Origin of the sequence: Pseudomonas vranovensis DSM 16006 (assembly GCF_000425805.1) — a bacterium.
Taxonomy (GTDB): Bacteria; Pseudomonadota; Gammaproteobacteria; order Pseudomonadales; family Pseudomonadaceae; genus Aquipseudomonas; species Aquipseudomonas vranovensis.
The window spans coordinates 211615-223858 of record NZ_KE384458.1; the positions used below are offsets into that span (position 1 = coordinate 211615).

A 12244-nucleotide genomic window follows, 5' to 3' on the forward strand; every position below is an offset into this window, starting at 1 on the left:
CACGGGTGTCATTGAAAGTAGTTGAGCAGCGCAGCTGGGGCGTGCCAGCAGACGTGAGGCGGCCGCGGATCGATCAGTGGTCGACAGGCAGGTTGCAAACGGGAGGGGTCTGTATGTATAACCAGTGCCATTGATGCCTGCCAGTAGCCTTGCCGTGATTGCCCATTCCGTCGACGAGCCGTTCTATTACCTCTCCAACTTCCAGCAGGTGCTCCACTGGATCGAGCAGCGCTATGCCGATTTGCTTGAGGGTAGCGAGCAAGCGTTCATCGAGCAGTTTTCCTGCTTGCCACGGGCTTCCCAGGCATTGTTGGTACGCATGGTGATGCGCAAGGGCGAACTGTTTCGCCCCAGCAAACTTGTCTATGCCGAGATCGGGCCGCCATTGCAGGCGTTGCAGCCGCTGCTTGAAAAAGGCTGGGTCACAGACGATAGCGTGTTGAGCCTGGAACAGCTGTTCCAGGTGCTGCGCAAAGATGAAATCGCCAACGGATTTGCCGTGCAACTGGCCCGCCCGCGAGCCGCCAAGGCTGAGCTTTACGCCCAGTTGCAGGCACTGGAGCCGTCACCTCGGCCTTTGCGCGACTGGTTGCCAGGCTTCACCGAACCCATCATCACGCTGCAGTTGCAGGCCCTGTGTGATCGCTTGCGCCTGCTGTTTTTCGGCAACCTGTACCAGGACTGGTCGGAGTTCGTCCTGGCCGACCTGGGCCTGCTGCGCTACGAGCAGGTGGCCTTCAGTGACGATTCGCGAGCCCTGCGCAAGCGCAGCGATATCGATATGGCCCTGGCCCTGCATCGCTGTGCCGAGTTGCTCGAGCAGGGCACGCCAGTACACCAGGTGCTGGCACAGATCCAGACGGTGAGCAGCGACAATCCCTGGCTGCTGCGCCGACGGTCCCGCGTATTGTTCCAGCTTGGCCAGCATTGCGAACGCCTGGGGGACTGGGACCTGGCTCTGCAGGTCTACCCCCATAGCCAGCACCCGCAAGCGCGCATTCGGCGTATCCGGGTGCTTGAGCGCAGCGAGCAATGGCCGCAGGCGCACGCACTGGCCCTGGAGGTTGCCGGGCAACCGGCAGGGCCCCTCGAGGTCCAGGCCCTGGCGCGGATGCTGCCACGCTTGCAGCGCAAGTTGGGCGGGCCGCCGCAATCGCGGCGAAGCAAGCCGGCCATAGGCCTGATCGAGTTGCAGTTGCCGCTGGAACAGGCTGTGCTGGGAGTGGAGCAAGCGGTCCAGTTGCACCTGCAGGCGCAGGGCGGTCAGGTGTACTACGTGGAAAATACCCTGTTCAACAGCCTGTTCGGCCTGCTGTGCTGGGAAGCGGTGTTTGCGCCTCTGCCGGGGGCATTTTTCCATCCGTTCCAAAGCGCGCCTCAAGACCTGCACGACCCCGAGTTCCAGGTGCGCCGCGCCAGCCTGTTCGCCGACTGCCTGGCCCAGCTGGACGATGGCCGCTACCGGCAGACCATCCGCAGCCATTACGCCAGCAAGCAGGGCCTGCAATCGCCCTTCGTCTATTGGCAAGTGCTTAGCGACACCTTGCTCGAACAGGCCTTGGCCTGCCTGCCGGCACAGCACTTGAAGCAGTGCTTTATCCGCCTGCTCGACGATATCCAGACCAACCGTGCCGGCATGCCCGACCTGATCCAGTTCTGGCCCGAGCAACAGGGTTATCGGATGATCGAAGTAAAAGGGCCGGGTGATCGCTTGCAAGACAACCAGCTGCGTTGGATAGACTTCTGTGCCGAACACGGTCTGCCAGTCGAGGTGTGCCAGGTACGCTGGGGGCTTGAGTCACCATGAGTTATTGCGTGGCGGTGCGGGCTCTGTGCGAATTCTGCGCCAAGGTGGGTGATCTGGATCTGCGCTTCACGCCATCGCCCACCGCGCAGGAAGGCATCAGCGGCCATCAGCGGGTGGTGGGCAGGCGTGGGTTGGACTATGAGGCAGAAATCACCCTTGAAGGGCGGTTTGGTCCCTTGCAGGTGCGGGGCAGGGCGGATGGGTATGATCCACGGCTCAATCGTCTGGAAGAGATCAAGACCCACCGTGGCGACCTTGCCCGGCAGCCCGACAACCATCGGCAACTGCACTGGGCACAGGCCAAGGTCTATGGCTGGCTGTTGTGCCAGCAGCGCCAGCTTGCCGCTATCGACCTGGCGCTGGTGTACCTGGATGTGGACAGCGACACCCAGACCGTGATCGAGCAACCCTGCAGCGCCGCGGACCTGGAGGCGTTCTTCAACGACCTGTGCGCGCGGTTCCTGCATTGGGCCGAGCAACAGTCGCAACGGGTGGCCCTGCGCGACAGCGGACTGCAAGCGCTGGCCTTTCCCCATGGGCAATTCCGCCGTGGCCAGCGAGAACTCGCCGAAACCGTGTACAAGGCCGTCAGTACCGGCCGTTGCCTGATGGCCCAGGCCACCACGGGCATTGGCAAAACGCTCGGCACCCTGTTTCCGTTGCTCAAGGCCGTGGTGCCACAACAACTGGACAAAATATACTTTCTCACTGCAAAGACCCCAGGGCGTGCGCTGGCACTGGAGGCCCTGCAACAGGTCCATGCCAGTGCCCCGGATCTTGCACTGCGCAGCCTGGAGCTGGTAGCGCGGGACAAAGCCTGTGAGTTTCCCGGTACCGCCTGCCATGGCGAGGCCTGCCCCTTGGCCAAAGGCTTTTACGATCGTTTGCCGGCAGCGCGCCAGGTCGCACAGGCGGTGGCCATCCTCGACAAGGCGGCCGTGCGCGAGATTGCCCAGGCGCATCAGGTCTGCCCCTACTACCTGGGCCAGGAGATGGCGCGTTGGGTCGATGTACTGGTAGCCGACTACAACTACTACTTCGACCAGAGCGCCTTGTTGTTTGGCCTGGCCCAGCTCAACCAGTGGCGCCTGGCGGTGCTGGTCGACGAGGCCCATAACCTGGTGGAGCGGGCGCGGCAGATGTACAGCGCCAGCCTCGACCAGTGGCAACTGCAGAGCCTGCGTCGCAGCAAGCCGGCCGGTATCGGTAGCACGCTGGATCGTCTCAATCGCCAATGGAATGCGCTGCACAAGGCGCAGGTGGTGCCTTATCGGGTGGTCGATGAGCTGCCTGAGGCGTTTCTCAAGGCGCTGCAGCAGTGCATCGGCCAGATCCAGGAACAACTCAACCAGCAACCTGCCGGTATCGACCCGACGGTGCTGCAGTTCTTCTTTCAGGCGTTGCAGTTCGTGAGGATAAGCGAGCTGTATGACGCACACTTCCTGTTCGACATCAGCACGCGCGAGGGGCCGGGCAAGCGCAGCCTGTCCACCCTGTGCCTGCGCAATGTGGTGCCGGCCGCGCAGATCGGCCCGCGCATGGCGGCGGCGCGCAGCACCACGCTGTTTTCCGCGACCCTGGGGCCCCGGCGCTATTACGCCGATCTGTTGGGCATGCCGGCGGATACCGGGTGGCTGGAGGTGGCATCGCCGTTTGCGGCCGAACAGTTGAACGTGCAGTTGGTGAACCAGGTCTCGACCCGTTTTCAGCATCGTGCTGCTTCCCTGGCGCCGATTGCTGCATTGATCGCTACACAATATGCCGCTGAACCGGGCAATTACCTGGCGTTTTTCAGCAGCTTCGAGTACTTGCAACAGGTAGCGGATCGATTGGCCAACGAGCACCCGGAAATACCTCAGTGGCGCCAGGCATCGGGCATGGATGAAGCGCAGCGCCAGGCATTTCTCGATCGATTTGTGGTGCAGGGGCGAGGCGTGGGGTTTGCCGTGCTCGGCGGTGCTTTTGGCGAGGGCGTCGATCTGCCGGGTACGCGCTTGATCGGCGCCTTCGTCGCCACCCTCGGCCTGCCCCAGGTCAACCCGGTGAATGAGCAGATCAAACAGCGAATGAACCGTTTGTTCGGTGCCGGGTTTGACTACACCTACCTATACCCTGGGGTGCAGAAAGTGATTCAGGCTGCCGGCAGGGTGATTCGTGGCACCGGTGACAGGGGTATGGTCATGCTCATCGACGACCGCTTCGCCGAGCCCCGGGTGCAGGCCATGTTCCCCTCTTGGTGGGCGCCCCGGCAGAAATAATCGCGTGGGCAGGGAGCATTGGCGTCGCGTGCAGGTCAAAGTGCCAGTAAACTCCGTGATTTTATTACCCCGTACATCCTTTCTTGAGGTTTTGCATGAAGCTCAGTCCTTTGGCAGGCAAACCGGCTCCGGCCTCCGTGCTGGTGGATATCCCACGCCTGTTGACCGCCTACTACACCGGCCAGCCCGATGTCAGCATCGCCACCCAGCGGGTTGCGTTCGGCACGTCAGGGCACCGGGGCAGCTCGCTGGACCTGAGTTTCAACGAGCACCATGTGCTGGCAATCAGCCAGGCCATCTGCCTGTACCGCCAGGGCAAAGGGATCGACGGACCGCTGTTCATCGGCGCCGATACCCATGCCTTGTCGACCCCGGCGGCGGCCAGTGCCCTGCAGGTGATGGCGGCCAATGGTGTTCAGGTCATGCTGTCGAAAGACGATGAGTACACCCCGACGCCGGCGGTGTCCCACGCGATCATCTGCTACAACCGTGGGCGCAGCAGTGGCTTGGCCGACGGTATCGTCATCACGCCGTCGCACAACCCGCCACAAAGTGGTGGCTTCAAGTACAACCCGCCCAATGGCGGTCCGGCCGACAGCGACGTCACCAAGTGGATCGAAGCCAAGGCCAACGAACTGCTGGCTGCGGGCCTGAACGGCGTCAAGCGCATGGACCACGAACAGGCACTGGCGGCCAGCACGACCCATCGCCACGATTACGTGGGCAATTACGTGGCCGACCTTGAAAACGTAATCGATTTCGACGTGATCCGCAGCGCCAACCTGCGCCTGGGCGTGGACCCGCTGGGCGGGGCCGGGGTGCGCTACTGGTCGGCGATTGCCGAGCACTACAAGCTGAACCTGGAAGTGGTCAATACTGAAGTTGATCCGACTTTCCGTTTCATGAGCGTCGACTGGGACGGTCAGATCCGTATGGACCCGTCCTCGCCACACGCTATGCAAGGCCTGATCGGCTTGCGCGAGCGTTTCGACGTGGCCTTTGCCTGCGATCCGGACCATGACCGCCACGGCATCGTGACCCCCAGTGGCCTGCTGGCCCCGAACAACTACCTGGCCGTGGCCATCGACTACCTGTTCCAGCACCGACCACAGTGGCGCAGCGATGCCGCCGTGGGCAAGACCGTGGTCAGCAGTGGCTTGATCGACCGTGTTACTGCGCGTCTGGGCCGTCGCCTGTACGAAGTACCGGTTGGGTTCAAGTTCTTCGCCGATGGCCTGTTTGACGGCAGCCTGGGCTTTGGTGGCGAAGAGAGCGCCGGTGCGTCGTTCCTGCGCAAGGACGGCAGCGTCTGGACCACCGACAAGGACGGCCTGATCCCGGCGCTGCTGGCGGCGGAAATCACCGCGCGCACCGGCCGCGATCCAAGCCAGGCCTATGCGCAGCTGACCGCTGAACTGGGCGAACCCTTTGCCACCCGCGTCGAGGCCAAGGCCAACCCACAGCAAAAGGCATTGCTGAGCAAGCTGGCGCCGGAGCAGGTCAAGTCCACCCGCTTGGCCGGCGAGCCGATCGAGCACATCCTCAGTCATGCGCCGGGCAACAACCAGGCCATTGGCGGCCTGAAAGTGATGACCGCCAACGGCTGGTTCGCCGCGCGGCCTTCGGGCACCGAGGATATCTACAAAATCTATGCGGAAAGCTTTGTGAGCGAGGAGCACCTGCAGCGGCTGGTGGCTGAGGCCCAGGCGCTGGTGGATGCGGCGATTGCGTAAACGGTAGCGCATCGCGGGGCAAAGCCCGCTCCTACACTACCTGTGGGAGTGGGCTTGCCCGCAATCAGCTTCAAGCTACATCGACCAGGACAATCTCGCTGTCTTCCAGCGCCATCACCCTGAGCACTTGCTCATCTTCGATCGCCACCCCGTCACGGGCCTCGGCGCGCAGACCGTTGACTTCAACCATCCCCTTGGCAGGCACCAGGTACCCGCGTCGGCCAGCCTCGAAACGGTATTCGGCGCTTTCCCCAGCCAGCAGGGTCGCGGCCACCAGGCGTGCATCGGCACGAATGCGCAGGCTGTCTTCATCACCGTCACGGCCGCTTGCCAACGTCACGAAGCCTTCGCGCTCGCCCTTGGGGAAGGGCCGAGTGCCCCAGGACGGCGCCTGGCCGACCTTCTCGGGCACGATCCAGATCTGGAAGATCCGCGTATCGACGTTTTCCAGGTTGTACTCGGCATGGGTAATGCCGGTACCGGCGCTCATCACCTGTACATCTCCCGCCTCGGTACGGCCTTTGTTGCCCAGGTTGTCCTGGTGGCTGATGGCACCTTCACGCACGTAGGTGATGATTTCCATGTCGCGGTGCGGGTGCGGTGGGAAGCCACTGCCGGCGGCAATCAGGTCGTCGTTCCAGACCCGCAGGTTGCCCCAGTTCATCCGTTGCGGGTCGTAGTACTCGGCAAAAGAGAAGTGATGGTGGGCATCGAGCCAGCCATGGTCGGCGTGGCCAAGGCTCTTGAATGGGCGCAGTTGCAGCATGACGGGCTCTCCTGGTGAGTCGTTTGATGGAACGATCATCGCTGAATCTATAATCGAAAATAAGCGTAAATTTCGGCTGATATTGATCTAATTATTAGATACCAATAGCTAGGGTGATTTATACGCTTCATCGTCTAATTGACTGATCTTCAAGCATTCGGCTGGTGATTTTTGTCTGTTAGAGCGAACATGCATGCTGGATTATTTGTGTTGGAGTCGGTGTGTCTGAAGAGCGTCCCAAGCTACCCCCGGAGTTGACTCCCCCTGCGCAATTGCCCTGGATAAGACGCCTGGCAGCGCGTGTGCTAGGCCGCGGCCTGAGCCGGCTGCAGGCCCAGCACCGTGACTCCTGGTTCCAGGGGCACGCCAGCGGCCAACGTACCGGCCATGCCGATGGTTTACGCGAGGGCTATGAAGAAGGGCGGGTGGACGGCTACGAAGCCGGGCGCCAGGTGTTGGTGATCCGTGACACACGTCCCGATGGCCACGGCGTGCCGGGACAGGACGACTGCCTGTTCGACGACTGGCGCCTGCCATTGACCAGCGAGCTCAAGAAACGCTTCAAAGGTGACGTTGCCCAGCGCTTGCCGGCACACGCCCAGCCGAGCGCTGCACAGTGGAAGATGATCTTCAGCGATACGCCATCCACCTGCGTTATCGCCGGGGCCGGTGCTGGCAAGTCGACCTCGCTGGTACTGCGCATCTTGCTGTTGCGTCATTACCTGGGTTTTGAGCTGGACGCCATGACTGTGGTGACCTTTACCCGCGAGTCACGCAAGGATTTCATCGCCCGCCTGGTACAGGTCTTCGGCCTTTGGCAACTGGAACTCAGCCCGCCCCAGGCCCGTGAGCTGGTGCGCACCTTCCACTCGCGAATCCTGCCATTGGTGCGGAGCCTGCCAGGCTTCAGCCAGGTGCGCGCGTTCGAGACCCTGGGCAGCGAGATGCCCAGCGGCAGTGAAGCCAGTGCCGAGAGCAACCCCTTTGACCTGCGTATCAACGATGCCCAGCGCCAGCAGTTGAACCTGTGCTACCGCGACCTGCTCAAACACAGCGCTCGCTTTGCCGAACTGATTGCCAGCCTGCGCCGTGAAGCACTGCAGCTCAAAGCCCTGGATCGCGATCACCCGGACGTGCAAAAACGAGTGGCGGTAACCCAGCTATCGGCCAGCCGCGACGAAGAACTCTGCGATACCCTCGAAGACCTCTGGTTCTCTGCTGGAGCCTGGCCAATCAAGGGAATCGAGCCAAGCCGCGAGACGGTGGAAATCAACGGCAGCCGCTTCCACTTCCACGGCCATATCAAGGAACTGGATGCCTGGGTCGTGCTGGGCTTCGATCCGGGTGAAAACCAGCAATACAAGCGTCCCGGCGCCAAGCTTCCGGTTTGGGCTGAGTGGGTAATAAAGCGCACCCTGTTTCAAGCTTTCTGCGATAAGCCTGTGATTTGGCTTGAAAATTATGCAGCGGCCAAACGTCTCACAACCTCGCTGGCTGGCGATGCCGTCGCCGGTCCCGGCTTTGATTACAAGATCAAGGGTGAACTGTCGGCAGCCCCGTTGCTTGACGCCTTCGTCGGCGCCGCAGGTTTTATCGAGAATCTCGGGCTTGAAGTGAACAAGGCGGTAGGCGCCATGAGCTTCCCCGCCGGCGACAGCGACGCGCTGTTCTTCGAGGCCTTGAGCTTGTACTGGAAGGCGCTGGAGGCGCACTTGCTCGGGCAGTCGCCGCCGATCATGAGCTACAACCGTATGTTCGCTCTCTTCGGTGAGAACAATCCCGAGAACCTGCGCTTGCTGCCCGACCCGCTGCTGCGCCCGCTGGCGCACCTGATGATCGACGAATTCCAGGACGTCTCGCCACAGATCGTTTCCTGGCTGCGCGCCTGCCTGCGCGAAATCCGCCGTCGCGGCCCGGCCATGCACGTCGGCAGGGTGGCCCAGCATTCCTCGCTGCTGTGTGTGGGGGATGACTGGCAGTCGATCTACGGCTGGCGTGGCAGCTCGCCCAAGTACTTCATGGAATACACCAAGGAGTTCATCTCACCGAGCAATACCCGGGTGATGCTGTCCGACAATTTCCGCAGCCACCAACACATCATCGACGCGGCCGAGCACATCGTGAAGCCAGCGCCAGCCATCAGCGGTAAAAAAGCCAAGGCCTGCGGCCCGGCGGCAGAGGCAGCGATACCGGTCAAAGTCCTTGAGCGTGACGAAGCCGTCCTGGCCCAGACGTTGATGGAGCACTACCGCCGCGGCGAGTCGGTAATGATGTTATTTCGAAAAAGTAGCGATAAATCATTGATATCAGAGCATATACAGCCACTGGTAAACCATGAGGCCGGGTTGCCGGCGAGCCAGCGACGCTTCCGGCAACTGACTTATCACAGTGCCAAGGGTTTGCAGGCGGATGCGGTATTCATGCTGGGTGATTGCCAGCATCTGACCAGTTCGCCCTACAAGAACCAGGTTTATCGCCAGGCAGGGTTGGGGCGCGCTGGCGACCCGTTGGCCTTCGACAATGCACAGAAGGATGAAGTGTTGCGCCTGGCCTACGTTGCGATCACCCGTGCGGCGAAACACTGCTACTGGTACGTGGAAACGCCAACGGGGGATGCAGCCAACCTGCCACGGGCGTCGAGCCAGGTGGATGGGCGCAAGGCGTTTTTTGAGGATGGGCGTGAGAGTCGAGCAGACTGAGTGGCACGCGAGTTTTAGATGGCACTGCAAGGTATACAGTTACTTTTCCATGGTCACCGGTCGACAATCTTCCCATTGACGCGAATGACGGGCTTGCGTTTTTCCGCAAAGCCGCAGAGCTCGTCGATAGCGCGGGGGAAGGTGGTGTAGGGCACGTTGTACTGAATGAATTCGGCCAGGCATTCCGGAAAGACATCCCAGATCAGCCAGAGCAACCGAAGCGGAACCATGATGGGGGCCCACAACTTGCCTCGTGTGCTGGTCAAGCTGCTGCGAAACGAGTGCCGCCATTCATGAAATCGGCGCAAGGTAGTTTGCCGGCGAGTCAGACGAGGCTGGAGGGGGGAGGCTCAGGTATATCCTGCGGCCCATTGGCCATGAAGAGTTGCAGGTAGGTCAACAGAGACTTGGCTGAGCGATCACCGTCGAATACCCCCAGGTTGCCGCACATGAGGCAAACCTCTCCGGGTGTCTTCTGACCGTAGTCGACGCCGATCAGGTAGAGAGAATGGCGGCTGGTATTGATCGTGCCACTGACAATGGGTATGTAGCCGGCGAGGATTTCGAGTTGGTCCCAGTCGAGAATGTGCAGGTGTTTTTTTCCGGGGAAGATGTAGTACACCTTGCGGGTGCGGTGGTTGCCGCCTAGCAAGTAAAAAACACATCCCAATGGTGGGAGCAGCGACGCAGACAATAATATTGTAATTGTTATCTCAGGGGTTATGTTGTCGATGACCTGGAGCATTAGGATTGTATCTATAACTGCAATAACAATGAACTGACCAACTATAAGCGATGAGTCGATTTTGTTTAGGTTGGAGAGCGTCTCCAGCTCACTGCATTGGGTGTTTATACGTCGTATGCCGTATACGACTGGGGGCTCGCCTGTTGAGTAATGAGGGTGGAGAGAGGTGCCGCCGAAGCGAAGACTTTTAGATAATCGATTGATTTTACTGCTCATTCAGGCGGCCTCACTGGTGCGAGCAATTTTTTGTCAATTGATTCATTTATCCTATGGGTCGAAGTGCCGAGACGACTTAGCCACGTCCATGAAGCGGGCAGTCATGTCCGACAAGTATTTTGAGTTTTATAGAGTTCTCATCCTCCTTGGTCAATTCGATTTGGATTCGGTTTTTTTGGGACGTGCACATAGTTTCTTTTCAGGGCGTTTGCCTGGGCGTATCGCCCATAGGTGTGCATTAGCCCGCAAGCGTTCCTGGATATGCGGGGGGCGATCGGCAAGAGTGGTCAGCGGTGGGATGGGTTTTCCAGGCAGCCCGGCCTGGCGGATCAGTTTCGGCCAGCGCGGTTTCCAGCACAGCAGCAGGCTTAGCCAATGGCCGAGACCGATGATCAGGAAGGCAGGGCAGATCAGCAGCAGCCCTACCTTGGTTGTTCGGGAGGCACGACGAAAATAGTGGGTGAGCCCTTCGAACTGAGGGGTGAAGGCCTGCCAGGGCCAGGGGAAATGCGAGGTGATGCGGGGCCGCGGCAGGCCTTGGGGGCCTTCGTCCATGAAGCGACGGATGAACTCCCATTCGTCGCGTAGCTCGGCCTGGTTGTTGCCGGCCTTGCCGACCCAGGCGCTTTCGGGATGGAGAGTACCTGTGACGCGCGGTGACCAATAGAGGAATAGGGGTACGCCGATGCCGCCTGCTATTGCAGTCTTTTCGCTGGCGCCTGATGAGGTCACGCCTTTCCAGGGCAAGGTCACGATGCCACCGCAGTAGCTGGGGCGATGCAGGTAGACTTGCTGGGTTTTGCGGTTGAAGCGGATCAGTAGATGACGGGAGGTGAACATTTCCAAGCGAGTGAAGCGAAAACCATACTTTAAATAGAACCAAGAAAATACTGCGGCGATTGTAAAGTAGAGTAGCAATACAAGTAGCAGGCCGATGTCAGGGATGATTTTTTTATTTAAAAGTTCATTAATTGACCTTGCGAGGTGTACTGTTGCGGTTGCCGTAGTGGTGGTGATAAAAATGATTAGCGCGCATGAGAGTATGCTGATAAGGCCGCGCTTCGCTTCAAACATGCCGGAGCGTATTTCAAGCACTGTGTCGTTAAACACATAAACTGGCCCTCGGGCTTTAGGTGTCTGGCTAACGCAGGCGCGTGCAGCAACCTGCTCTTCATCGTCCTCACTCTCAAAAGGTAGATCTCTTTTTATCCCCAGTTTTTTTTCAAGTTTGTGATCGTCTTTACGGGCTTCTTCTGGCTCCAATTGCATTTTCCAACAGCCCCATTCAAAGAAGTACATCACATCACCTCGCTGATGGCGGCAAACAGTGTGCCGAGTTCGTCGCTAACATTTTTATAACGCTGCGCTTCGGGAGTGCGACTGAAGCAGCACTGGTCACACCATTTTTCCAGGGCATTATCATCGAACATCAGGAGTGCAATCGTAGCGCCTAGTACAAACGCTCCACCCATCCAGGTCATACGGCCCAACAAGAGCATGGCGGCTTGGTTAGCGGCCAAGCGTGTGGACCATTGTGTCAGCGTTAAAAAGAATGCTTGCTGTCCTCCGCTTCGAGCTTGCATGGTAAGCCAATTGAAGTACGCGGTTGCTTGGGAAAAGGCAATTCCACCTTGCCCTGCAAGTAGCGCTAAGGTGGCGGAAGCTCGAACAAAGTAGGTTGCTGCCAAAGGGTACTTACGGGTGCTTTGTACTTCTGAATTTCTATTGAGCGCATCCACGCTATCACTCACATCCCACCCGATACTCACCAACCCCCCCGCAGCCGCCATCCCCGCCCCCCACAGCCGATACCGCCCCAGGCTGATCTGCGCCCCCGTGCGGTGGCGCTGTTCGGCCCGACATTCGCCAGCGCCTGCCCGGTACCCACTGCCAGCAGTTCCAGTCCTGCCGCCACACTGGTCAACCCCGCCGCAGCCACTTCACTCCAGAAGCGCCGATCCTTGTCGTCACGTCGCCCTTGCAACAGCAACAGGCTGGCCTCCAGCAACAGCAGGCCGCT

At 60.0% G+C, this 12244-nt stretch carries 10 protein-coding genes; 4 read left to right on the top strand and 6 right to left on the bottom strand.

Features of this window, described 5'->3' with window-relative positions:
• Positions 1–154 precede the first annotated feature (154 nt).
• The 3 genes from H621_RS0125880 (at position 155) to pgm (ending at position 5798) form a co-directional block, all read left to right on the top strand.
• The gene (locus H621_RS0125880) at positions 155–1807 is read left to right on the top strand and encodes a VRR-NUC domain-containing protein (RefSeq protein ID WP_028946166.1); all 1653 of its coding nucleotides are present in this window, start codon (positions 155–157) and stop codon (positions 1805–1807) included.
• On the top strand, positions 1804–4065 hold the full coding sequence (locus H621_RS0125885; protein WP_028946167.1) for an ATP-dependent DNA helicase: 2262 nt from the start codon (positions 1804–1806) through the stop codon (positions 4063–4065). The genes H621_RS0125880 and H621_RS0125885 overlap by 4 nt, the downstream gene beginning before the upstream one ends.
• A gap of 95 nt (positions 4066–4160) precedes the next feature.
• Positions 4161–5798, top strand: a complete 1638-nt coding sequence (pgm, locus tag H621_RS0125890; protein WP_028946168.1) for a phosphoglucomutase (alpha-D-glucose-1,6-bisphosphate-dependent) — start codon at positions 4161–4163, stop codon at positions 5796–5798.
• 70 nt (positions 5799–5868) lie between these two features.
• Here the strand turns inward: pgm and H621_RS0125895 are convergent, their stop codons facing one another.
• The gene (locus H621_RS0125895; protein WP_028946169.1) at positions 5869–6564 is read right to left on the bottom strand and encodes a pirin family protein; all 696 of its coding nucleotides are present in this window, start codon (positions 6562–6564) and stop codon (positions 5869–5871) included.
• A gap of 221 nt (positions 6565–6785) precedes the next feature.
• Here H621_RS0125895 and H621_RS0125900 point away from each other — a divergent pair, with 221 nt between their 5' ends.
• Positions 6786–9263, top strand: coding sequence for a UvrD-helicase domain-containing protein (locus tag H621_RS0125900; RefSeq protein WP_028946170.1), 2478 nt, complete (start codon positions 6786–6788; stop codon positions 9261–9263).
• A gap of 53 nt (positions 9264–9316) precedes the next feature.
• On the opposite strand, the gene H621_RS0125905 is transcribed toward H621_RS0125900, so the two are convergent.
• From H621_RS0125905 to H621_RS28825, 5 genes are all read right to left on the bottom strand, one after another.
• Positions 9317–9493, bottom strand: coding sequence for a hypothetical protein (locus H621_RS0125905; protein WP_156905658.1), 177 nt, complete (start codon positions 9491–9493; stop codon positions 9317–9319).
• A 95-nt stretch (positions 9494–9588) separates the two neighbouring features.
• Entirely contained in the window at positions 9589–10224 is a 636-nt protein-coding gene (locus H621_RS0125910) for a hypothetical protein (RefSeq protein WP_156905659.1), read from the bottom strand.
• A gap of 150 nt (positions 10225–10374) precedes the next feature.
• Positions 10375–11523, bottom strand: a complete 1149-nt coding sequence (locus H621_RS0125915; RefSeq protein WP_036990408.1) for a DUF6708 domain-containing protein — start codon at positions 11521–11523, stop codon at positions 10375–10377.
• Entirely contained in the window at positions 11523–11975 is a 453-nt protein-coding gene (locus tag H621_RS0125920; RefSeq protein ID WP_156905660.1) for a hypothetical protein, read from the bottom strand. The genes H621_RS0125915 and H621_RS0125920 overlap by 1 nt, the downstream gene beginning before the upstream one ends.
• Positions 11976–11989: 14 nt before the next feature.
• A partial coding sequence (locus H621_RS28825) for a hypothetical protein (RefSeq protein WP_028946175.1) occupies positions 11990–12244 on the bottom strand: 255 nt, incomplete at its 5' end.

Excerpts from the sequence above, each read along its gene's own strand:
- H621_RS0125885 (WP_028946167.1), top strand. The coding sequence starts at position 1,804 with ATGAGTTATTGCGTGGCGGTGCGGGCTCTGTGCGAATTCTGCGCCAAG.
- pgm (WP_028946168.1), top strand. The coding sequence starts at position 4,161 with ATGAAGCTCAGTCCTTTGGCAGGCAAACCGGCTCCGGCCTCCGTGCTG.
- H621_RS0125895 (WP_028946169.1), bottom strand. The coding sequence starts at position 6,564 with ATGCTGCAACTGCGCCCATTCAAGAGCCTTGGCCACGCCGACCATGGC.
- H621_RS0125905 (WP_156905658.1), bottom strand. The coding sequence starts at position 9,493 with ATGGTTCCGCTTCGGTTGCTCTGGCTGATCTGGGATGTCTTTCCGGAA.
- H621_RS0125910 (WP_156905659.1), bottom strand. The coding sequence starts at position 10,224 with ATGAGCAGTAAAATCAATCGATTATCTAAAAGTCTTCGCTTCGGCGGC.
- H621_RS0125915 (WP_036990408.1), bottom strand. The coding sequence starts at position 11,523 with ATGTACTTCTTTGAATGGGGCTGTTGGAAAATGCAATTGGAGCCAGAA.